The sequence below is a fragment of the Arthrobacter koreensis genome, from assembly GCF_009193255.1.
In the GTDB taxonomy this organism is placed as follows: domain Bacteria; phylum Actinomycetota; class Actinomycetes; order Actinomycetales; family Micrococcaceae; genus Arthrobacter_B; species Arthrobacter_B koreensis.
This window is the reverse complement of sequence record NZ_WACG01000001.1, coordinates 1174791-1196081: the sequence shown is the minus strand read 5'-3', so window position 1 is coordinate 1196081 and position 21291 is coordinate 1174791. Positions and strand designations below refer to the sequence as shown.

Genomic DNA, 21291 nt, shown 5'->3' with positions numbered 1-21291 from the left:
ATCAGGTCCGTGGTGGGAGGATGGAAGCGTGGCTCATCTCGACGTATCCGGCATTGACTACTTCCTCTCCGACGGCAGGCAGCTGCTCAGCGGCGTCAGCTTCAAGGTGGGGGAAGGACACAAGACAGCGCTGATTGGACCCAACGGCACGGGCAAGACCACCCTGCTGCGGATCGTCGCCGAGGACATCAAGCCGGACGAGGGCACGGTGTCCCGCTCCGGGAACATGGGCATCATGCGCCAGTTCGTGGGCCAGGTGAGGGACGGCAGCACCGTCCGCGACCTGCTCGTCTCCGCAGCCCCGCCGGCCATCGCGGCCGCTGCGCGGGCCGTCGACCAGGCTGAGGAAGCCATGATGGAGAACGACGATGAGCCCACCCAGATGCGCTACGCCCAGGCGATTGCCGACTGGGGTGACGTTGGCGGGTACGAGCAGGAAACAGTCTGGGACGAAGTCACGACGGCCGCCCTGGGCATGCCCTTCGACACTGCCCAGTACCGCCAGGCAAGCACTCTTTCCGGCGGCGAACAAAAGCGCCTGGTCCTGGAGGCACTGTTCTCCGGCCCGGATGAACTGCTGCTCCTTGATGAACCGGACAACTACCTTGACGTACCCGGCAAGCGCTGGCTGGAGGCCAAGCTGGCCGAGTCGAAGAAGTCCGTCCTGTTCGTCTCCCACGACCGCGAGCTGCTCGCCAACGCAGCAACACGCATCGTCACGCTCGAACCGGGCATAAACGGGGCCTCGGCCTGGATCCACGGCGGCGGCTTCGGCAGCTACATCAAGGCCCGCGAAGACCGCAACGCACGCTTCGAGGAACTGCGCAGGCGCTGGGACGAGGAGCACGTGAAGCTCAAGGAACTCGTCAACATGTACAAGAACAAGGCCGCGTTCCGCTCAGACATGGCCAACCGGTACCACGCGGCGCAGACCCGGCTGGCAAAGTTCCTGGAGGCCGGACCGCCCGAGGCCCTGCCCATCGAGCAGAACGTCAATATGCGCCTGCGCGGCGGACGGACCGCCAAGCGCGCCGTAGTGGCCCGGAAGCTGGAACTGATCGGCCTGATGAAGCCGTTCAGCACTGAAATCTGGTTCGGCGACCGCGTGGGCGTGCTGGGTTCCAACGGTTCCGGCAAATCCCATTTCCTCCGCCTGCTGGCCTTGGGCGGCAGTGACCCGGACAAGGAACACGAGCCGGTTTCCGAGGTGGAGATCGCTCCCGTGCCGCATGAGGGTTCGGTCAAGCTGGGAGCCCGGATCCGGCCGGGGTTCTTCGCCCAGACCATGCTGCGCCCGGACCTGCTGGGCAAAACGCTGCTCGACATCCTGCACCGCGGCGACGAGCACCGCTCCGGCCTGGGCCGGGAAGCGGCAGCCGGTGCCCTGGACCGGTATGGGCTGGCTTCCTCCGGCGAACAGAAGTACGACTCGCTTTCCGGCGGCCAGCAGGCGCGCCTGCAGATCCTGCTGCTTGAACTCTCCGGTGCCACCCTGCTGCTGCTGGATGAGCCGACGGACAACCTGGACCTGCACTCGGCCGAAGCCCTCGAGAAGGCGATCGAAGCCTTCGAAGGCACGGTCCTGGCGGTCACGCACGACCGCTGGTTCGCCCGCAGCTTCGACCGGTTCCTCGTGTTCGGATCCGACGGGCGGGTCTACGAATCCGAAGAGCCCGTGTGGGACGAAAAGCGGGTCGAGCGCGTCCGCTGACCGCGCTGCCGGAGGGTATTTCCCTCCGGCAGCCTCCGGGCTCCAGAATGAAGGCGTGAACACCAAAACCCTGGACCGGGCACTCCTGGCTGTCTTCGCGGTCTTTGCCCTCAACGGCCTGATCTTCGCCAGCTGGGCAGCACGGATTCCCGCCGCTGCCCAGGCCCTGGACATCGGTTCCGCCGGGGTGGGGCTGCTGCTGCTCTTCTCCGCAGTAGGCTCCGTGGGTGCGCTGCCGCTCGCCGGCGCCCTGGCCCAGCGGGTAGGCACCGCCAACGCGGTGCGGACCGGCGGACTGCTTGCCTCCGCGGCCGGACTGGTCATCGCAGCGGGACTGTCCGCGGGATCGATTCCCCTGACCGCAGCCGGGCTGCTGATCTTCGGCTCCGGCATTGGCCTCTGGGACGTGGCCATGAACCTAGAGGGCACGGAAGTTGAACGCGGCCTGCGCAGGACGCTGATGCCCAAGTTCCACGGTGCCTTCAGCGGCGGCGCGTTCCTGGGCGCGATGATCGGTGCCGGGCTGTCTGCCCTGAACGTCAGCCTGCCGGTGCACCTGATCGGAATCGTGGTGATCGCCGTCGTGCTGGTGACGCTGGTTCCCCGTGCCTTCCTGCCGGATTCCGTGGAGATGCTCCACCCGCACCAAACGGGCGCACCGAAGCCTTCCAGCTTCGGTGCATGGAAAGAGGGCCGCACCCTGCTGATCGGCGTCGTTGTCCTGGGGGCTGCCCTGACAGAAGGCGCCGCCAACGACTGGGTAGCCAAGGCGACGGTCGACGGACTCGACGCCTCGGAGACCGCCGGCGCGGTGATGTTCGGTGTCTTCGTCGCCGCCATGACCGCCACCCGCTGGTTCGGTGCCCGCCTGATCGACCGCCTGGGCCGGGTCCGCGCGCTGCGGCTGTGCATGGGCGCCTCGCTGGCAGGACTGATCCTGTTCGTGTTCGCCCCCGTTCTCTGGCTGGCCGGGATCGGCGTCGTCCTGTGGGGTATCGGGGCCGCCCTGGGCTTCCCCATGGGGATGTCCGCCGCGGGCGACGATCCGGCGCACGCGGCAGGGCGCGTCTCCGTGGTCTCCACCCTGGGGTACACGGCCTTCTTCGTCGGACCTCCGCTGCTCGGCTTCCTGGGTGAACTCTGGGGGCTGCGCAATGCACTGCTCGTGGTGGGAGCGGCCATGCTGATGTCCATTGTCTTTGCGCCGGTGGCGGCTGAGCGGACGGACGGGGAACTCGATGCCGGAAGGCCAGCCGCCTAGGGCGCAATTCCAGCCGGAGCCGCGGCACTCTCGGCTTCAGGACTGAATCTGTCCGGATAACCCCTATCCAGCGCGTCCGGGCGGTCCTAACCTGTTCGCATGTCCCTTCCCCCCAACCCAGAAAACCACGTGCGTCCGGTCTCGGAAGGCCGGCGCGATCCACTGATCCAGGCACGCGGCCTGACCAAGGTCTACAAGTCCAAGTCAGGCCTGGTACGCGCCCTCGACGGCCTGGACATCGGCGTACCGCAGGGAACCGTCACGGCACTCCTGGGCCCGAACGGCGCCGGAAAAACGACGGCGGTCAAGGTGCTGACCACGCTGATCAAACCCACTGCAGGGACCGCCTCCATTGACGGGATCGACGTCACCGCCAGGCCCAAGGACGTCCGCCGGATCATCGGTGTGTCCGGACAGTACTCTGCGGTGGACGAAAACCTCACGGGCATAGAGAACCTCAGGATGGTCGGCAAGCTTTACCACCTGCCCACTGAGCAGGCCCGGAACCGGGCGGGAGAGCTCATCGAGCAGTTCGACCTGGCGGATGCGGGCAACCGGCCCGTGAAGGGGTACTCCGGCGGCATGCGCCGCAGGCTGGACCTTGCCGGGGCCCTGGTGAACAACCCCCGCGTCCTGTTCCTGGACGAGCCCACCACCGGCCTGGACCCGCGCAGCCGCCTGGCCCTCTGGGACGTGATCAAGTCCCTGGTAGCGGCGGGAACCACCCTGCTGCTCACCACCCAGTACCTCGAAGAAGCGGACCAGCTGGCAGATACGGTCGCCGTGATCGACGGCGGCAAGGTCATTGCCGAGGGCACGTCGGACCAGCTCAAGGCCAGGATTGGCGGGCACCGGGTGGCCGTTGCCCTGGTTGAAGGGTTCGACGCTGGCACCGCCCGGGAGATCCTGGCCCGCTACGGCAGCGGAGAGGTGCATACCGCCGGCGACGGGCGGTCGCTGGAAGTAGCCGTCACTGAAGGCCCCGCCGCACTGCAGCTGGTGCTGCGGGACCTGGAGGCGGCGGGAATCCAGCTTCACGACGCCGGTATCCGGCGCCCCACGCTCGACGACGTGTTCCTGAAGCTCACGGGGCACATCGCCGAGGCAGAGGGCGAAAGCGCTGAAGACGCAGGGAAAGCGAAGGCAGCACGATGAGCGCCGCAACCGCTGCCGCCCGGTTCGGATCCGGGACCACCGCCGGGAGCTGGGTCTCGGACGGGTGGACCGTCACCAAGCGGAACCTGATCAAGATCCGCCGCACACCGGACATGATCGTGTTCGCCGTGCTGCAGCCGATCATGTTCGTGCTTCTCTTCAGCCAGGTCTACGGCGGATCCATCCAGGTGGCCGGGACCAACTACACGCAGTACCTGATGGCAGGCATCTTCGCCCAGACGGTGGTCTTCGGCTCCACGTTTTCCGGATCGGCCATGGCCCAGGACCTGAAGGAAGGAATCATCGACCGGTTCCGCACCCTCCCCATGAGCCCGTCCGCGGTACTGATCGGGCGGACCAACTCCGACCTGGTGCTGAACGGCATCTCGGTGGTCATCATGATGTGTACCGGGCTGCTGGTCGGCTGGCGGGTCAACACGTCCTTCTGGGAGTTCCTGGGCGGGGTGGGCCTGCTGCTGCTGTTCTCCTACGCGTTCAGCTGGGTGATGGCACTGCTCGGTATGTCCGTCCGCTCCCCGGAAGCCATCAACAACGCCTCCTTCATCATCCTGTTCCCCATCACCTTCATTTCCAACGCGTTTGTGCAGAGTTCCACGCTGCCCGAACCGCTGCGCACGATCGCCGACTGGAATCCGGTCTCCGCACTGGTCCAGGCGGTAAGGCAGCTGTTCGGCAACCTGGGATCCACGCCGGTACCGGATACCTGGCCGATGCAGAACCCCATCACCACCGTGCTGATCGGTTCCGCCATCATGCTCGTGGTGTTCGTCCCCCTGGCCGTCCGCAAGTTCGAGGCGGTGAGTTCACGCTAGGCCCCGTTCCTCCGAACCAAAGGACTGAGCATGATCGAGGCACATGAACTCACCAAGCGCTTCGGCGGCAAGACTGCCGTCGACGGTGTCACCTTCAGCGTCCAGCCCGGCAAGGTGACCGGATTCCTCGGTCCGAACGGCGCCGGGAAATCCACCACCATGCGGCTGATCGTCGGCCTGGACCACCCCAGCTCCGGCAGCGTGAGCGTCAACGGCAAGCCGTACGCCCGGCACAGGATGCCGCTGCACGAAGTGGGCGCCCTGCTGGAGGCCAAGGCCGTGCACCCCCGGCGGTCCGCCTACAACCACCTGCGGGCCCTCGCCGCAACGGAGGGCATACCCGCCTCGCGCGTCAACGACGTCATCGACCTCACCGGCCTGGGCCCGGTGGCCCGGAAAAGGGTGGGCGGCTTCTCCCTCGGCATGGGCCAGCGCCTCGGCATTGCTGCAGCGCTGCTGGGGGACCCGCAGACCCTGATCCTGGACGAACCGGTGAACGGCCTCGATCCGGAAGGCGTGAAATGGGTGCGCTACCTGGTGAAGGGCCTCGCTGCCGAGGGCCGAACGGTGTTCATCTCCTCCCATCTGATGAGCGAGATGGCTGTCACCGCGGACCACCTGATCGTGATTGGCCGCGGCCGCATCCTGGCGGACGCGCCCATCGAGACAGTGCTCACCGGCGGCCAGGCTGAACGCGTCCTGGTGCGGACTGACGACGCCGATGCCCTGGCGGCCGCGCTCGCCGGGGACGGCGTGGAGATCCGCAGGGAAGCGGCGGATGAGCTGACTGTCCTCGGCCTGCCCGCGCGCCGTATCGCTGAAACGGCCTTCAGCCGGGGCATCCTCGTCACCGGACTGATACCGCAGCAGGAGACCCTTGAAGATGCCTATATGGAACTGACCGGCGGCGAGGTCGAGTACCAGTCACAGCAGATCGGCGCGCAGGCGCTCCCGGCTACTGAAGGACGCAGCTCATGAGCACAGCGGCAACCCCCCGGTCCCGGTCGCAGCGCACCTGGGGAGGTCCGGTCACCTTTGGCCGTGTGCTGCGCTCCGAATGGATCAAGACAGCAACGGTTCCTTCGACCGTCATCCTCCTGGCCGTGAGTTTCGCGGTGATGATCGGCCTCGGTGCGCTTGTGGCCTGGGGGCTGGTCCAGCTGGCCGGCGAACCGGAAAGCGGCCCGCCGCAGGGGATCGGCCAGTCCCTGCAAAGTGCGGCATATGACGTCCCGGCCTCCGGCCTGCCCTTTGGCCAGCTGCTGATTGCTTCCCTGGCGGTGGTGCTGATCGGCTCCGAATACACCACCGGAATGATCCGCTCCACCATGGTGGCCGTGCCCACACGAGTCCCGGCGCTGCTGGCCAAGACGGTGGTCATCGCCGTCATTTCCTTCCTGGTGGGAGTGCTTTCGGCTTTCGTGACGTATTTGCTGGCGCAGCCCATCCTGGCCGGTTCCGACCTGGATTTCGGACTGGACGCAGAGTGGGTGCTGCCCTCCATCCTCAACACCGGCACCGTCCTGGCGCTGATCGCCGTGATGGGCGTGGCCATCGGTGCACTGCTGCGCAGCACTGCCGGGGGAGTGGTCACCCTGGTTGGTGCGCTCTTCGTGCTGCCAATCATCGCGGGATTGCTGACCGGCCTGGCGGACTGGGTGGAAGACGCCGCCCGCTTCCTGCCCAGCAGTGCCGCGGCGCAGCTGGTAGCCACCCAAATCCAGCCGGACGCCTTCAACCAGGTAGAGGGCGGCCTGATCCTGGCGGGTTGGGCGGCGGTGCTCCTTGCTGCCGCGGTGGTGGTCCTTCGGAAGCGGGACGTCTAAAACCCGCCGCTTTCATACCGGCTGCTCAGGGTCCACCCTGAGTCATCCCTAAGGGGGACGCCGGTTTTGCCCTGAATCATCCTTTGGACCGGTCCGCAGCAGACAGCGGGCGCATAGTGTGGGGGTACACCCCCGAACTTGTACGCTCCAAGATGAGGATCACCATGATCGAGGCACGCGGCCTCTCCAAGCGCTACGGCAGCAAAACCGCCGTCGACAATATTTCCTTCACCGTCGAACCGGGAAAAGTGACTGGCTTCCTGGGCCCGAACGGTGCCGGCAAGTCGACGACCATGCGGATGATCGTGGGACTGGACCGTCCCACCTCCGGAAACGTGACCATCAACGGCCAGCCCTACGCCCGCCACAAGGCTCCGCTCCATGAGGTTGGCGCCCTGCTTGACGCGAAGGCGGTGCACACCCGCCGGTCGGCATACAACCACCTCCGCGCGATGGCCGCCACCCACGGCATCTCCAACAAGCGCGTCAACGAAGTCATCGAGCTCACCGGGCTGGGCGCGGTCGCCAAGAAGCGCGTCGGCGGATTCTCGCTCGGCATGGGCCAGCGCCTCGGCATCGCCGTCGCCATGCTCGGGGACCCCAACACCCTGATCCTGGACGAGCCGGTCAACGGCCTCGATCCGGAAGGCGTGCTCTGGGTCCGCAACTTGGCCCGCGGCCTGGCCGCTGAAGGCCGCACCGTCTTCCTCTCCTCCCACCTGATGAGTGAAATGGCCGTCACCGCGGACCACCTCATCGTGATTGGCCGCGGACGGATCATCGCCAACGCGCCGATCCAGGAGATCATCGACGGCGGCGGCCGCCAGCGCACCCGCGTACGCACCGACAACGCAGCCGACCTCCTGCCCGTCCTGGAAGGACAGGGCGCGGAGATCAACCGGCTCGAGGACGGACTCTTCGAAATCAGCGGCGCCGATTCGCGCTCCATCGCGGAGATCGCCCTGGACCGCCGGATCCTCCTCACCGAGCTGACCCCGATCCAGGTCTCGCTGGAGGACGCCTACATGGAACTCACCCGGGACGACGTCGAATACAAGTCCCACGGATTTAGCCAGGAACCGGCTGCAGCCGAGCCTGTTGTGGAAGGAACCCGAGCATGAGCACCACAACCGCACCCGCGCCGTCGCGCCGGACGGCCCGCACCGACGGCAGCGGTGTCAATTTCGCCCGGGTCCTGCGCTCGGAATGGATCAAGGTCACCACCCTGCCCTCCACCGTCATCCTGCTCTCCGTCACCCTGGTGGTCATGGTGGGCCTGGCGGCACTTGTGGCCTGGAGCTGGGCCACCACCGCGCAGATGATCTCCGACGATCCGGCCATGGCCCCTGCCATGGGTGTTGCGCCGGAAATGGACCTCCAGGCCCTGGTCTATGACACGCCTGCCTCCGGCGTGCTCTTCGGCCAGCTGCTGATCGCTGCCCTCGCCGTGGTCCTCGTGGCTTCCGAATACAGCACCGGCATGATCCGTTCCACCATGGTGGCCGTACCCACCCGTACTCCGGCGCTGCTCGCCAAGGCCATCATCATCGCGCTGGTTGCCTTCGTCATCGGAGTCGCCGGAGCGTTCGCCAGCTACCTGATCAGCCAGCCGCTGCTGGCACCGGAGAACCTGGACTTCGGCCTGGACGCTCCGTGGGTGCTGCCCAGCATCATCAACACCGGAACACTCCTTGCCGGCATCGCGATCATGGGCGTAGCCACCGGATCGCTGCTCCGCAGCACGGCCGGCGGAATCGTCACCATCATTGGCGTGCTGTTCGTGCTGCCGGTGATCATCCAGCTGATCTCCGGTTTGGCGGACTGGATTCCCGACGCCGCCCGGTTCCTTCCCAGCAACGCAGGAACCCAGCTGGTGGCCACGAACATCGCCGACGGTGCCCTGAACCAGCTGGAAGGCGGACTGGTCCTTGGCGGCTGGGCAGTTGTCCTGCTGGTCGTGGCGATGATCGTCACCAAGCGCCGCGACGTCTAGGCGCACAAGACTTCGGTGAAGGCGGCGGTGGAAGAACGGCCGCCGACGTCTTCACTGAAAACCCCTCCACAACCCCCGGTGCCCGGCACCGGGGGTTGTTTGTTTCCACGGGCACATCCCACCGGTTACGCGGGCGCCCCCGGCTCTGGTTGAATCGGAACATGTCTGACGCACTGGCCCACGTAAAAGACCTCGGCGAATATGTAGCCGCCTCACCTTCCAGCTTCCACGCCGCCCGAACGGCAGCAGACCGGCTGCAGGCCGCCGGTTTCATCGAGCTGCATGAAGACGCGAACTGGCCGGAGACTGCCGGTAAGTACGTGGTGGTCCGTGACGGCGCATTCATCGCCTGGATTATTCCGGAGGGTGCAGCGGCAGGCACCGGATTCAACATTTTCGGCACCCACACCGACTCGCCTACCTTCAAGCTGAAGCCTTCTCCCACCACCGGGAAGTTCGGCTGGCTGCAGGCCGGCGTTGAGGTCTACGGCGGTCCGCTGCTGAACTCCTGGCTGGACCGCGAACTCCAGCTGGCCGGGCGGCTGGTGACGCTCGACGGCGCCGAGCACCTGGTTGCCACCGGTCCGCTGCTGCGTTTCCCGCAGCTGGCCATCCACCTGGACCGCGCCGTGAACGAAGGCCTGAAACTGGATAAGCAGCAGCACATGAATCCGGTCTGGGGGCTTGGGGACCCGTCTGCGGCAGACCTGCTGGGACTGCTCGCGGCCAGGGCCGGCGTGGACCGCGAAGAAATCGGCGGGTACGACGTCGTTGCCGCGGACACGCAACCCGCACAGGTGTTTGGCGCCAATGCTGAGTTTTTCGCCTCCGGACGGCTGGACAACCTCTCCTCCGTTCACGCGGGACTGTGTGCCCTTGAATCGGCGGCCGAATCCAAGAGCGGCGGATCGATCGCCGTGCTGGCTGCCTTCGACCATGAAGAAGTGGGAAGCGGAAGCCGTTCCGGTGCGGCAGGCCCGTTCCTGGAGGACGTCCTTGCCCGCATCGGTGCCGGGATGGGAGCCGGAACCGCGGATTCCCAGCGTGCCCTTGCCGCCTCCTTCTGCATCTCCGCGGATGCCGGGCACGCCGTGCACCCGAACTACGCCGAACGCCACGACCCAGCCAACCGTCCGGTGCTGGGCGGCGGGCCACTGCTGAAGATCAACGCCAACCAGCGCTACACGACGGACGCGCCAGGCGCCGCGTACTGGGCTGCGCTGTGCCGCGAGGCAGAGGTTCCCTACCAGGAGTTCGTCTCCAACAACTCGATTCCCTGCGGCTCAACGATCGGCCCGCTGACAGCAACCCGCCTGGGCATCCGCACCATCGACGTCGGGATTCCGCTGCTTTCGATGCACTCCGCCCGCGAAATGTCCGGGGTCAGCGACCCGTTCCAGCTTTCCCGGGCCGCTGCAGCGTTCTTCACGCGGTAGCCGCACGCTGGGAGACGGGGCTCTGTCCACAGGTGAACTTTGGAGTCGCGAAAATCCGATAGGATAGTGAAGTCTGTGCTGTCGGCTTCGGCTGGCAGGCTTCCGGGCGCAACGCGGGTTCACCGCCGGCCCGGAGCGCAAAGACAACGCTAAAGAACCTCCTGTTACGGAAAGACCGTGACCGTATAGCCCAAAGGAGGTGGGTTCACAAATGCGTGCTTATGAACTGATGGTAATCATCGACCCCGAGGTCGAAGAGCGTACCGTGGAGCCTTCGCTCGACAAGTTCCTCAACGTTGTCCGCAACGAGGGTGGAACCGTCGACAAGGTTGACATCTGGGGTCGCCGCCGCCTGGCCTACGACATCAAGAAGAAGTCTGAAGGCATCTACGCGGTGGTTAACTTCACCGCCAGCCCTGCAGCTGCTGCTGAGCTTGACCGCCAGCTTGGCCTCAACGAGACCATCCTGCGTACCAAGATCATCCGCCCCGAAGACCAGAAGGTTGTTGCCGAGTAATTTCGGTCCATCCTTTAATCGTCAACGAAAGGCCCGGGCATTCCGGGCCGAGACACCAGGAGGCATAAATGGCAGGCGAGACAACGATCACCGTGGTCGGCAACCTGACGAACGATCCGGAACTCCGGTTCACCCCGTCCGGTTCAGCAGTGGCGAACTTCACCATTGCCTCGACGCCGCGCACCTTCGACCGGCAGTCCAATGAATGGAAGGACGGCGAAACGCTGTTCCTCCGTGCGTCGGTCTGGCGTGAAGCTGCGGAAAACGTCGCCGAGTCCCTGACCAAGGGAACCCGCGTCGTCTGCCAGGGCCGCCTGAAGTCGCGTTCGTACGAGACCAAAGAGGGCGAAAAGCGTACCGTCATGGAGCTTGAGGTCGACGAAATCGGCCCCTCGCTTCGTTACGCGTCCGCAAAGGTCACCCGCACCCAGCGCTCCGGCGGTGGCGGCGGTGGCTTCGGCGGGAACGCCGGCGGCGGCTTCGGCGGCAACTCCAACTCCGGTTGGGGCGGCCAGCAGCAGCAGCAGTCCGCACCTGCGGACGATCCCTGGGGTGCCCCTGCAGGCGGCAACTCAGGCGGCTGGGGAGCCGGCCCGGATTCCAACGATCCGCCCTTCTAAGCAATACCCACGTGCCGCAAGGCACAACCTCTGACGGCAACCGCCGTCGAGCCCATCCCGTGGAACTGATCCACGGGCTCCACTAGACATAAGGAGCTCCACGATGGCTAAGGCTGAACTTCGCAAGCCCAAACCAAAGTCCAATCCCTTGAAGGCCGCTGACATCACTGTCATCGACTACAAGGACGTAGCATTGCTGCGCAAGTTCATTTCCGACCGCGGAAAGATCCGCGCTCGTCGCGTAACTGGCGTAACCGTGCAGGAACAGCGCAAGATCGCACAGGCAATCAAGAACGCCCGTGAAGTTGCACTCCTGCCTTACTCCGGCGCTGGCCGCGGCTAAAGGAAAGGAACCTAACTCATGGCAAAGCTCATTCTGACCCACGAAGTCACCGGTCTCGGTGCCGCAGGCGACGTTGTTGAGGTGAAGGACGGTTACGCACGTAACTACCTGGTACCCCGCGGCTTCGCTCTCACCTGGACCAAGGGTGGCGAGAAGCAGGTTGAGTCCATCAAGGCTGCCCGCGCTGCCCGCGAGCACGCTTCGCTGGAAGACGCCCAGAAGCAGGCTGCTGCACTCTCCGCCAAGCCGGTCAAGCTGACCGTCAAGGCCGGCGAGTCCGGACGCCTCTTCGGCACGGTCAAGCCCGCTGACGTTGCTGCTGCCGTTGAAGCTGCCGGCCTCGGCAGCATCGACAAGCGCAAGGTTGAACTGCCGACCCACATCAAGTCGGTTGGTTCCTTCCAGGCCAACGTCCGCCTGCACGACGACGTTGCTGCCGTCATCGACCTCGAGGTCGTTGCCAGCTAACAGCGTTTAGACGCACACTGCGGAATCTGCTGCGCCCCCGCCTCCTGAGGAGACGGGGGCGCAGCTGCGTTATAAGGGCCGTCGGCGTGGCAAGCAGGCTGAGCGTCGCGAGTAATCCCAAGAACCTCACAAGTATGTGGATATCGGCTGTGGATAACGGCGTGCTTATGCGCGATCCGTGAATCTGTCAACCTGAAGGTTGAGGCTGAATGTTGACCAAAATAGTTGTCTGTACACAGGTGTGGAGAAGTGTTTGCCCTAGTCAAACCCGTATTTTCCGTAAAAGAATTTTCTTTTCCACAGCCTTATGCCCAACCTGTGCACAAGACACGCCCGGTTATGAACAGCCTATCCACACCACCTGTGGATAACTCGTTTGATGAGGGGGCCTTACAGGGCTACGGTTGCGGTGGACTCCCTCATCGGCGCACCCGGCAGTATCGGCGAGGGCACGGCGGGCGCTGTCGCCCAGTGTCAGTGCCGTCGGCTAGAACTAAGCCAGCCTTACACGTTTTTTGGGTCTGCCTGACGGGACCCATGGATAGAACATTCTTTGAAAGGGTGGCCTCGTGTCGCTTGCACATGCGGATTCCGCTGAATCAACCCGAACTCCCGATTTTGGCCGGACTCCGCCCCAGGACCTGGTGGCGGAGCAGTCGGTGCTTGGCGGCATGATGCTTTCCAAGGACGCGATCGCAGACTGCGTTGAGGTGCTGCGCGGTGTGGACTTCTACCGCCCCGCCCATGAGGCCATCTACGAGGCCATCATTGACCTGTACGGACGCGGCGAGCCGGCGGACGCCGTCACCGTCTCCGATGAGCTGACCAAGCGCGGGGAAATCACGCGTATTGGCGGGCCCGCCTACCTGCACACCCTGATCCAGTCCGTCCCCACGGCCGCCAACGCCGGCTTCTACGCCGAGATTGTGCGTGAGCGCGCCGTCCTGCGACGCCTGGTGGACGCCGGCACCAAGATTGTCCAGCTGGGCTACTCCAATGACGGAGAAGTCGATGACCTGGTCAATGCTGCGCAGGCCGAGGTCTACGCCGTCGCCGAACGCCGCACGGCGGAAGACTATGTTCCGCTGAAGGACATCATTGAGGGCACGGTGGACGAAATCGAGTCCGCCGGCCACCGCGGCGAAGGCATGACCGGTGTTCCCACCGGTTTCTACGAACTCGACGAACTGACCCAGGGCCTGCACGGCGGCCAGATGATCGTCATCGCGGCCCGTCCCGCCGTCGGCAAGTCCACCTTCGCCCTGGACTTCGCCCGGTCGGCGGCCATCAAGCACAACATGACCACGGTTTTCTTCTCCCTGGAAATGGGCCGCAACGAAATCGCCATGCGCCTGCTCTCCGCCGAGGCCACCATCGGCCTGCAGGATCTGCGCAAGGGCACCATCAAGGACGAGCAGTGGGGCAAAATCGCCACCACGATGGGCCGGATGAACGATGCCCCGCTGTTCATCGATGACAGCCCCAACATGTCCCTGATGGAAATCCGGGCCAAGTGCCGGCGCCTGAAGCAGCGGCATGACCTGAAGCTCGTGGTCCTGGACTACCTTCAGCTGATGTCCTCCGGCAAGCGTGTCGAATCCCGCCAGCAGGAAGTCTCGGAGTTCTCCCGTGCACTGAAACTGCTGGCCAAGGAACTTGAAGTGCCGGTCATCGCCCTCTCGCAGCTGAACCGTGGTTCCGAGCAGCGCACCGACAAGAAGCCCATGGTCTCGGACCTGCGTGAATCCGGCTCGATCGAGCAGGACGCTGACATGGTGATCCTGCTGCACCGCGAGGACATCTACGACAAGGAGTCCCCGCGGGCCGGTGAAGCCGACGTGATTGTGGCCAAGCACCGTAACGGTCCCACCAAGACCATCGTGGTTGGGTTCCAGGGCCACTATTCGCGGTTCTCCAACATGGCCGTAGAAGGCGGCTCCGGCTTCTAGCCGCAGCCTCAAAGCAGTATCCACCCCACACCAGGAGATCCGCAGTGCCCAAGTCAAAGCCACGCAGGAAGGCCGTCCACAAGAAGAAGCAGGCCCGCCGCGCGGAGCACGAAGTCAACGCGATGCTTCGCGGGGAGACCGCCTACTTCAGCGACGACGCCGATGCGCTGCTGACCGCACGCGGCTGGATCAGTGAGCGGACCCAGCCCGGCGGCGCTGATCAGGGCGATGCGTGGTACTGGATGCCGTCGCAGCTGCCGGCCTATCTGGAGGAGGGTGAGCCGGTACCAACCTCGGTCTACCCCTCGACTGAGAACACCTTCGTTGCCCAGCTGGCGACTCCGGACGGCTCCGTGCCGCCCGCTGCGCAAACCGAGTACGGTTCCCTCGACGAGCTCGAAGCAGACCTGGAGCGCCTCGAGGCCTACCGTGTGCCCGCCGGTACCTGGACGGCGCTGCCCGGAGCGGACGAGGAGACACCGGCGAATCTGATCGACTCGATCTCCGAGGAGTGGGAGCTGATCGCCGAGCTGATCCATTACCCCTACACCGACGGCGACGAGTCCCGCTCCTTCGCCGTCGTCGAGCAGGCCGCGCAGGACGGCCGGCTCACGGACTATGCCTACCGGTCAGTCCTTGCCGGGCGCGGTGCCGCTTCCGCAAAGTAGTCCTGCGGGGCGGGGTCAGGACCGCTTTCGGGGATCCGCAGGCCTCGCCCGGACGTGCGCCTTCTCTCCCTGCGGTCCAAAGAGCGCGAGGAACTCCACCACGTCCGGTCCGGCGTTTCCCATCCAGTGCGGCACCCGGGTATCAAACTCGGCAGCCTCACCGGCGCCCAGGATGAGCTCGGTCTTTCCCAGCAGCAGCCGCAGCCGGCCGCTGAGCACGTACAGCCATTCATAGCCGTCGTGGGTCTTGGGGTCCGGGGCGGCTGGTTCCTTCGGTGCCGGAAGTATGTACTTGAATGCACCGATGCCGCTGGCCTTTTCGGTCAGGGCAATGACGGTCGCGCCCTGGCGGCGCACCGACCGCATGTGCACGCGCGGATCTCCGGTCCTGGGGCCGCCCACCAGTTCATCCAGAGTGACGGCGTAAATCCGGGCCAGGGGCAGCAGCAGTTCCAGGGTGGCCCGCCGCTGTCCGCTTTCCAGCCGGGAGAGGGTGCTGAGGGACATCCCGCTGGTCTCCGCGACTTCCGTCAGGGTTTTTCCGCGGGCTGTGCGCAGCGACCGCAGCCGGGGTCCGATTCCTGCCAGGACAGATTCGTCGTCGTTCATAATCCCCGATCTTGCCATAACAGCAAAACTTATTGCCGCCCGCAGGGGCGCCCGGAAGACTGGCACGCAGGGCGCCGGCGCATTGCCGGCCCAACGGGCCAAGGAGTTTGATGACCATGCTGGATTCGGAACAGGACGGCACAGCAGCCGCAGAGTACGACGTCGTTATTGTGGGTGGGGCCGCCGCGGGACTCAGTGCGGGGCTGGTGCTCTCCCGGGCGCGGCGGAGGGTTGCCGTGGTCGATGCGGGTGAACCCCGCAACGCTGCTGCCGGACACATTCACAACTACCTGGGCCGCGAAGGAGCCGCCCCCGGCGAGCTCTACGCTGCAGGACGGGAGGAAGTCCGCAGCTACGGCGGCACGATCATCCCGGGACGGGCCCAGAACGTTGAGCACCGCGGCAGCGGGATGTTCCGGGTCATCCTGGAGGACGGCAGGACGCTCTCCTGCCGCAAAATCCTCGCCGCCAGCGGAGCCCTCGATGAACTTCCGGCAGTTCCGGGCCTGTCAGGTTTCTGGGGCACCGATGTGCTGCACTGCCCGTACTGCCACGGCTGGGAGGCAGGAGGGAAGGCACTTGGCGTCCTGGCCTCCAACCTGGACGCAGCCATCCACCAGGCACTGATGTGGCGGCAGTGGTGCGCGGACATTGTGCTTTTCCTCAACGGCACTGGCACGCCGAGCGACGAACAGGAAGGGCAGCTCGCCGCCCGCGGAATTCGGATCGTGGACGGCCCGGTAACTGCGGTGGAGGGCGACGGCGCCGGCCTGGCCGGGGTGCGGCTGGCGTCGGGGGAGTTTGTGCCCCGCCAGGCCCTCGTTGTGATGTCGAAGCTGCGTGCCCGGGACGGTTACCTTGCCGGCGTGGGGCTGGCCGCGGAGGATCAGTACTTTGGGGACCTTGCCATTGGAACTGCCGTACCCGCGGAGCCCAGCGGTGCGACCTCCGTCCCAGGGGTGTATGCCACAGGCAACTTGACGTCCCCCATGACGCAGGTCATCGGGGCCGCCGCCGCCGGGCTCGCCACGGCCGCAGCGATTAACGCCGAGCTGATCGCCGAGGACACGGCCGCCGCCGTTGCTGCGGCCCGCCGGGAAGGGCTGCAGGACGAGGCTTTCGGCGCGGAAGCCGGCCCGCTGCTGCGCTAGGGTCAGAGGGTCTTGGCGTCCGGGTTCGGCTGCGCAACCGAACTCGGACGGACATCCTCGCCCGCTTCGCGTGACGCTGCGGCGGCGTCACGGCTGGAGGCCAGCTGCCACGGAACACTGGCAACCATGATGCCCGGTTCAAAGTGGAGCCGTGCCTTGATCCGCAGGGCGGTCTGGTTGTGCACGAGCTGCTCCCACCAGCGCCCGACGACGTACTCGGGAATGTAGACCACGAACAGTTCCCGCGGAGAGGCACGGCGGGCTTCACGCAGGTACGCCAGGACCGGTGAGACGGTTTCCCGGTAGGGGGAGGAAAGAACTGTCAGGGGCACGGGGATGCGCAGCCGCTCCCATTCACGGACGGTCCTCTCCGTTTCATCCGCATCCAGGTCCACAATGATGGCGTTCAGGCTCGAGGGGCGTGAGGCCCGTGCGTAGGCCAGGGCCCGCAGGACGGGCTTGTGCACCTTGGAGACCAGGATCACCGCGTTGACCCGGCTGGGAAGCGCCAGGACCGAGGGATCTTCCTCGACCCGCAGTTCTTCGGCAACCGCCTCGTAGTGCCGGCGGATGCTGTCCATCACCACGTACAGGAATGCCATGGCTAACAGGGCAATCCAGGCTCCGTGCTCAAACTTGGTGACCACCACGATCACCAGCACCAGGGCCGTCATGCCGAAACCACAGGAGTTGATCAGCCTGGAACGGACCATCCGGCGCCGGTTTTCAGGTTTGCGTTCGGTGCGGAGCTTGGCGGTCCAGTGCCGGATCATGCCCAGCTGGCTTGCCGTGAAGGAGACAAAGACGCCAACGATGTAAAGCTGGATCAGCCGTGTCACATCCGCGTTGAAAATGAGGATCAGGGCTAGTGCCGCCAGCCCGAGGACGATGATGCCGTTGCTGAAGGCCAGCCGGTCCCCGCGGGTGCGCATCTGCCGGGGCAGGTAGCCGTCCTTCGCCAGCACGGACGCCAGGATGGGGAAACCGTTGAAGGCCGTGTTGGATGCGAACACCAGGATCAGTCCGGTCGAGGCGACCACAACGTAGAAGAACAGTGAGCCGTCTCCGAAGACGGTCTCTGCCAGCTGGCTGATGACCGGGTGCTGGATGTAGTCCTGGACCGGCAACCCGTTCTGCAGCAGCTGGGTGGCAGGGTCCTGCACAAAATGGACCTTGGTGAGGGTCGCCAGGGCGAGGATGCCGGCAAGCATGGCTGCTGCCAGCCCGCCCAGCAGCAGCAGGGTAGTGGCGGCATTGCGGCTCTTGGGCTTGCGGAACGTCGGAACGCCGTTGCTGATGGCTTCCACGCCGGTGAGCGCGGCAGCGCCGGAGGAGAACGCCCGGAGCAGGAGGAAGGCACCGGCCAGACCGGTGAGTCCGGCGTCGAGTCCCGCCTCGGGAAGCAGGTCGAACCCTGCGGAAGGTGCCTGCTCCAGGGTGCCCGTGGCCGCCTGGAACAGGCCGATGGCGCACATGCCCAGCACTGAAGCGAGGAAGAGGTAGGTTGGCACCGCGAACACGGAGCCCGCTTCCTTCACGCCGCGCAGGTTGATGAGCATGAGGATCACCACGCCGGCTGCGGCGAGCAGCCCCTGCCGCCCGTGCAGCGCCGGCACGGCGGTGACGAGGTACTGGGCCGCCGAGGACATCGACACCGCGACGGTGAGTACGTAGTCCACCAGCAGGGCGGATCCGACGGTCAGGCCGGCTTTGCGGCCGAGGTTTTCACTGGCGATTTCGTAGTCGCCGCCGCCGGACGGATACGCATGGACGTTCTGGCGGTAGGACGCAACGACCGTTAGCAGAACCACGATGACTGCCAGTCCCACCCAGGGGGAAAGCGTTACCGCGGCCACCCCGGCCAGGGCGAGCGTCAGGAGGATTTCATCCGGGGCGTAGGCGGCGGATGACAGCGCGTCCGAGGCATATACCGGCAGGGCCACGCGCTTGCGCAGCAGTGTGCGGGAGAGCTGCTCGTTGCCGTACGGACGCCCCACCAGAATGCGCTTGAGCGCATTGAAGAATGTGAGCACGAGGACAAACCCTAGACCGGTTGCAGGACCAAGTCCAGACAGTCGGAAACCCGCTTTTCCGCGCTCTGTGGCAAAGTGCACATTGCGCCGCCCGATCGGCATGAGCACGCGGATCGCACGGTTGGCAACGACACTCCGGAGAAGGTCTCGGTTTGATATCGATTTGTGTCTTCCCTACCTTAGATGAGTGCCCGAAACACGGGCGGTAGCCGGGTCCCGAAAAGCTGAACCTGATCCGGCCGGCAGCACCCCATCAGACGGTGCAGCCGAGACAAATTGCATCGTGCCCCACGCCACCGCGCGTCGCCGCTGTGGGAGCACTGAACAAGACCTCTAACAGTCGGGGGCAGGCGACGGCGTAATGAAGCCCGGGGACGGGCGGAGCGCAGGTGGGCCTCAGGAGCAGATACAGCTAATGAAGAACTCGAAGATCACCCGTTACGTCCGTCGTGGACTTGCTGCCGCTGCCATCACTGGTGCCGGCGCTGCCGGACTCGCCGGCATGGCCGCTCCGGCCAACGCAGCCTCAATGGACTGGGATGCCCTCGCACAGTGCGAAAGCGGCGGTAACTGGGGCATCAGCACCGGTAACGGATTCTCCGGCGGCCTGCAGTTCACGCCCAGCACCTGGGCGGCATTCGGCGGCACCGGCGACCCCTCCAACGCAAGCCGTGAGCAGCAGATCGCTGTTGCCGAGCGTGTACTGGCCGAGCAGGGCCCCGGCGCCTGGCCTGCCTGCACTGCCAAGCTGGGCATGACCGGCGCTACTGCCAACCCGCAGGCTGCGGCTCCGGTGCAGCAGGCACCTGTTGCCGAAGCCCCCGTTCAGACCTACTCGGTACCGGTAGAGGCTCCGGCTGCACCGGTCGAGACCTACACCGCTCCGGTTCAGCCTGAAGCCGTTGCACCGGTAGAGGTTCCGGCCACCTCGCAGGGCGTTGCCGCTGCGGTTCCGGCTCCCGCGGTCAGCGGCGAGTCCTACACCGTCCAGGCTGGCGACACCCTGTCCACCATCGCCGAGAAGCTCGGCATCGAAGGCGGCTGGCAGGCTCTGTACGCAGCCAACACCGGCACCGTAATCCACCCCGACCTGATCCTCACCGGACAGGCCCTGCAGCTCCCGGCCTAACCGGTACCTGCAGCGAAAACGGCCGGACACCCCTCAAGGGTGTCCGGCCGTTCTTCTGTTTAACCGGGGGTCCACCCCGCAGTGGCGGCAGGAAGGCCTTCAGCCGCCGGCGATTGACTGCAGGATCAGCACTTCGGCACCAGGGCTGACCTCACTGTGCTGGCGGTCCAGGCCGCGGATGTCCTCGCCGTCCACATATATATTGACGAAACGGCGGACAGTTCCCTGCTCATCGCGGATACGCCGTTCCAGGACAGGGAAGCGGGAGCCCAGTCCGTCCAGCAGGGAACCTACGGTCAGCCCGGCCTCTCCCGGAACGCTGAGTTCCCGGGTTCCTCCTGCGGCAGCTGCGAGAACCTCCGGCAGGACGATCCGAACCTCGGTGCCGGTCACGGTTCCGGAGTTCCGACGGCGGCGGCCCGGACGCAGAGTACGTCCGGAAGGTTGGACGCCACGAGGGAAAACGTTCCGCCCTCATCGGCACTGGCATACACATCGCCCGCTCGGGTCCCAAAGTAGACGCCAGCCGGCTCGGCCGTATCGACCGCAGCGGCATCGCGCAGGACTGCGTTGTATTCGGCTGAGGGCAGCCCGGTGTCCTGCCGGGTCCATGATTCCCCGGCATCCGTGCTCCGGTAGACGGCCAGCTCGCCTCCGGGGGGAATGCGCTCGCCGTCGGCAACCAATGGAATGGTCCAGAGCGTGCCGCCGGTATGCGGATGAGCCAGCATGACGAATCCGAAATCCGCGGGCAGTCCGTCGGCAATCGATATCCAGGTGTCCCCGGCGTCGTCACTGCGGTACACCCCGTGGTGGTTCTGGGCGTACAGGCGGGCAGGATCCGCGGCGTCCCGCGCCACCTTATGCACGCACTGGCCGAATTCGGGATTCGGGTCCGGCAGGAAGTAGGCGGAGATCCCGTGGTTTCGCGCAGCCCAGGACTGCCCGCCGTCGTCGGAACGGTACACCCCGCCGGAACTGATCGCCACGTGCACACTCTCGTCTGCCGGGCTCGGAAGGACCGTGTGCGCTGCCGCTCCGCCGTACCCCTCGCCCCAGTCCGGGCGGTGGGGATGGTTCCACAGTGCCTCGTTCAGTTCGAAGCTGGTGCCGCCGTCGGTGGATTTCCAGACGGAGATCGGCTCGCAGCCGGCCCAGATGACTTCGGGGCGGTCAGCCGAGTCCGGCTGCAGCTGCCAGATCCGGCCCAGTGCCTCGCCTGTTTCGGGCGGAAAAGTGATGGCTCCCGCCTCCGGTTCGGTCCAGGTTTCCCCGAGGTCTCCGGAGATCACAACCGTGGGACCCCAGTGCGGGGAAAGCAGCCCGGCGAGGATACGCGGGGGAGAGTGCCGGGTGTCCAGGGCGACGCTGGCTACCTCGTTCATCAGGAAATGGGGACCGCTGAGCTTCCAGCCCGTGCGGTCGCTGCTCTGTGCCAGCCACAGGCCCTTGCGGGTGCCGATGGCAAGGAGGGTGTCCCCGGTCTGTGTCATGGCAGATATTGGACCACCCGGCGGGCGGCGGGACAAGGGAGTTCCGAAGCCGGATGGCGTGCCTGTCAGGGGCCGGATGGAAAATACGGGGCCGGT

The 21291-nt window shown here is 65.7% G+C and carries 21 protein-coding genes; 17 read left to right on the top strand and 4 right to left on the bottom strand.

What is annotated here, in order from left to right:
• Nucleotides 1-28 precede the first annotated feature (28 nt).
• The 15 genes from GD628_RS05685 (at nucleotide 29) to GD628_RS05615 (ending at nucleotide 14780) form a co-directional block, all read left to right on the top strand.
• Nucleotides 29-1711, top strand: coding sequence for an ABC-F family ATP-binding cassette domain-containing protein (locus GD628_RS05685; RefSeq protein WP_152274074.1), 1683 nt, complete (start codon nucleotides 29-31; stop codon nucleotides 1709-1711).
• A gap of 55 nt (nucleotides 1712-1766) precedes the next feature.
• Nucleotides 1767-2972, top strand: a complete 1206-nt coding sequence (locus GD628_RS05680) for an MFS transporter (RefSeq protein ID WP_091600902.1) — start codon at nucleotides 1767-1769, stop codon at nucleotides 2970-2972.
• A 99-nt stretch (nucleotides 2973-3071) separates the two neighbouring features.
• Nucleotides 3072-4127 (top strand): ATP-binding cassette domain-containing protein, encoded by a 1056-nt coding sequence (locus GD628_RS05675; RefSeq protein WP_152274073.1) that lies wholly within the window; start codon nucleotides 3072-3074, stop codon nucleotides 4125-4127.
• The gene (locus GD628_RS05670) at nucleotides 4124-4960 is read left to right on the top strand and encodes an ABC transporter permease (protein WP_091600904.1); all 837 of its coding nucleotides are present in this window, start codon (nucleotides 4124-4126) and stop codon (nucleotides 4958-4960) included. Before GD628_RS05675 ends, GD628_RS05670 begins: the two co-directional genes overlap by 4 nt.
• 30 nt (nucleotides 4961-4990) lie before the next feature.
• The gene (locus GD628_RS05665; protein WP_091600905.1) at nucleotides 4991-5938 is read left to right on the top strand and encodes an ABC transporter ATP-binding protein; all 948 of its coding nucleotides are present in this window, start codon (nucleotides 4991-4993) and stop codon (nucleotides 5936-5938) included.
• The gene (locus GD628_RS05660; RefSeq protein ID WP_091600906.1) at nucleotides 5935-6786 is read left to right on the top strand and encodes an ABC transporter permease subunit; all 852 of its coding nucleotides are present in this window, start codon (nucleotides 5935-5937) and stop codon (nucleotides 6784-6786) included. Before GD628_RS05665 ends, GD628_RS05660 begins: the two co-directional genes overlap by 4 nt.
• 164 nt (nucleotides 6787-6950) lie before the next feature.
• Nucleotides 6951-7907, top strand: coding sequence for an ABC transporter ATP-binding protein (locus tag GD628_RS05655; protein WP_091600907.1), 957 nt, complete (start codon nucleotides 6951-6953; stop codon nucleotides 7905-7907).
• A complete protein-coding gene (locus GD628_RS05650) occupies nucleotides 7904-8779 on the top strand; it encodes an ABC-2 transporter permease (protein WP_091600908.1) in 876 nt (291 codons plus the stop codon). Before GD628_RS05655 ends, GD628_RS05650 begins: the two co-directional genes overlap by 4 nt.
• A gap of 161 nt (nucleotides 8780-8940) precedes the next feature.
• Nucleotides 8941-10215 (top strand): M18 family aminopeptidase, encoded by a 1275-nt coding sequence (locus GD628_RS05645; RefSeq protein WP_193313201.1) that lies wholly within the window; start codon nucleotides 8941-8943, stop codon nucleotides 10213-10215.
• A 211-nt stretch (nucleotides 10216-10426) separates the two neighbouring features.
• The gene (rpsF, locus tag GD628_RS05640; protein WP_091600910.1) at nucleotides 10427-10732 is read left to right on the top strand and encodes a 30S ribosomal protein S6; all 306 of its coding nucleotides are present in this window, start codon (nucleotides 10427-10429) and stop codon (nucleotides 10730-10732) included.
• 68 nt (nucleotides 10733-10800) lie between these two features.
• On the top strand, nucleotides 10801-11352 hold the full coding sequence (locus GD628_RS05635; protein ID WP_055242870.1) for a single-stranded DNA-binding protein: 552 nt from the start codon (nucleotides 10801-10803) through the stop codon (nucleotides 11350-11352).
• 103 nt (nucleotides 11353-11455) lie between these two features.
• A complete protein-coding gene (rpsR, locus tag GD628_RS05630; RefSeq protein WP_003800144.1) occupies nucleotides 11456-11695 on the top strand; it encodes a 30S ribosomal protein S18 in 240 nt (79 codons plus the stop codon).
• 18 nt (nucleotides 11696-11713) lie between these two features.
• The gene (gene rplI / locus GD628_RS05625; protein ID WP_055242872.1) at nucleotides 11714-12163 is read left to right on the top strand and encodes a 50S ribosomal protein L9; all 450 of its coding nucleotides are present in this window, start codon (nucleotides 11714-11716) and stop codon (nucleotides 12161-12163) included.
• 569 nt (nucleotides 12164-12732) lie between these two features.
• On the top strand, nucleotides 12733-14112 hold the full coding sequence (dnaB, locus tag GD628_RS05620; protein ID WP_091600911.1) for a replicative DNA helicase: 1380 nt from the start codon (nucleotides 12733-12735) through the stop codon (nucleotides 14110-14112).
• Nucleotides 14113-14156: 44 nt separating this feature from the next.
• Nucleotides 14157-14780, top strand: coding sequence for a hypothetical protein (locus GD628_RS05615; RefSeq protein WP_152274071.1), 624 nt, complete (start codon nucleotides 14157-14159; stop codon nucleotides 14778-14780).
• 15 nt (nucleotides 14781-14795) lie between these two features.
• Here the strand turns inward: GD628_RS05615 and GD628_RS05610 are convergent, their stop codons facing one another.
• The gene (locus tag GD628_RS05610) at nucleotides 14796-15389 is read right to left on the bottom strand and encodes a helix-turn-helix domain-containing protein (RefSeq protein WP_152274070.1); all 594 of its coding nucleotides are present in this window, start codon (nucleotides 15387-15389) and stop codon (nucleotides 14796-14798) included.
• A gap of 110 nt (nucleotides 15390-15499) precedes the next feature.
• Between GD628_RS05610 and GD628_RS05605 the strand changes: the two genes are divergently transcribed.
• A complete protein-coding gene (locus tag GD628_RS05605; RefSeq protein ID WP_226802352.1) occupies nucleotides 15500-16540 on the top strand; it encodes an NAD(P)/FAD-dependent oxidoreductase in 1041 nt (346 codons plus the stop codon).
• A gap of 2 nt (nucleotides 16541-16542) precedes the next feature.
• On the opposite strand, the gene GD628_RS05600 is transcribed toward GD628_RS05605, so the two are convergent.
• On the bottom strand, nucleotides 16543-18573 hold the full coding sequence (locus GD628_RS05600) for an APC family permease (protein WP_226802351.1): 2031 nt from the start codon (nucleotides 18571-18573) through the stop codon (nucleotides 16543-16545).
• A gap of 415 nt (nucleotides 18574-18988) precedes the next feature.
• Here GD628_RS05600 and GD628_RS05595 point away from each other — a divergent pair, with 415 nt between their 5' ends.
• Nucleotides 18989-19702, top strand: coding sequence for a LysM peptidoglycan-binding domain-containing protein (locus GD628_RS05595; protein WP_152274069.1), 714 nt, complete (start codon nucleotides 18989-18991; stop codon nucleotides 19700-19702).
• A gap of 99 nt (nucleotides 19703-19801) precedes the next feature.
• Here the strand turns inward: GD628_RS05595 and GD628_RS05590 are convergent, their stop codons facing one another.
• Together GD628_RS05590 and GD628_RS05585 are read right to left on the bottom strand one after the other, a co-directional pair.
• On the bottom strand, nucleotides 19802-20095 hold the full coding sequence (locus tag GD628_RS05590; RefSeq protein WP_226802350.1) for a MoaD/ThiS family protein: 294 nt from the start codon (nucleotides 20093-20095) through the stop codon (nucleotides 19802-19804).
• The gene (locus GD628_RS05585) at nucleotides 20092-21195 is read right to left on the bottom strand and encodes a WD40/YVTN/BNR-like repeat-containing protein (protein ID WP_152274068.1); all 1104 of its coding nucleotides are present in this window, start codon (nucleotides 21193-21195) and stop codon (nucleotides 20092-20094) included. Before GD628_RS05585 ends, GD628_RS05590 begins: the two co-directional genes overlap by 4 nt.
• Nucleotides 21196-21291: the final 96 nt, after the last annotated feature.

Bases quoted from the DNA above. Each gene is read 5' to 3' on its own strand.
- GD628_RS05675 (WP_152274073.1), top strand. From the start codon at position 3,072: ATGTCCCTTCCCCCCAACCCAGAAAACCACGTGCGTCCGGTCTCGGAA.
- GD628_RS05670 (WP_091600904.1), top strand. From the start codon at position 4,124: ATGAGCGCCGCAACCGCTGCCGCCCGGTTCGGATCCGGGACCACCGCC.
- GD628_RS05665 (WP_091600905.1), top strand. From the start codon at position 4,991: ATGATCGAGGCACATGAACTCACCAAGCGCTTCGGCGGCAAGACTGCC.
- GD628_RS05660 (WP_091600906.1), top strand. From the start codon at position 5,935: ATGAGCACAGCGGCAACCCCCCGGTCCCGGTCGCAGCGCACCTGGGGA.
- GD628_RS05655 (WP_091600907.1), top strand. From the start codon at position 6,951: ATGATCGAGGCACGCGGCCTCTCCAAGCGCTACGGCAGCAAAACCGCC.
- GD628_RS05650 (WP_091600908.1), top strand. From the start codon at position 7,904: ATGAGCACCACAACCGCACCCGCGCCGTCGCGCCGGACGGCCCGCACC.
- GD628_RS05645 (WP_193313201.1), top strand. From the start codon at position 8,941: ATGTCTGACGCACTGGCCCACGTAAAAGACCTCGGCGAATATGTAGCC.
- rpsF (WP_091600910.1), top strand. From the start codon at position 10,427: ATGCGTGCTTATGAACTGATGGTAATCATCGACCCCGAGGTCGAAGAG.
- GD628_RS05635 (WP_055242870.1), top strand. From the start codon at position 10,801: ATGGCAGGCGAGACAACGATCACCGTGGTCGGCAACCTGACGAACGAT.
- rpsR (WP_003800144.1), top strand. From the start codon at position 11,456: ATGGCTAAGGCTGAACTTCGCAAGCCCAAACCAAAGTCCAATCCCTTG.
- rplI (WP_055242872.1), top strand. From the start codon at position 11,714: ATGGCAAAGCTCATTCTGACCCACGAAGTCACCGGTCTCGGTGCCGCA.
- GD628_RS05610 (WP_152274070.1), bottom strand. From the start codon at position 15,389: ATGAACGACGACGAATCTGTCCTGGCAGGAATCGGACCCCGGCTGCGG.
- GD628_RS05605 (WP_226802352.1), top strand. From the start codon at position 15,500: ATGACCATGCTGGATTCGGAACAGGACGGCACAGCAGCCGCAGAGTAC.
- GD628_RS05595 (WP_152274069.1), top strand. From the start codon at position 18,989: ATGAAGAACTCGAAGATCACCCGTTACGTCCGTCGTGGACTTGCTGCC.
- GD628_RS05585 (WP_152274068.1), bottom strand. From the start codon at position 21,195: ATGACACAGACCGGGGACACCCTCCTTGCCATCGGCACCCGCAAGGGC.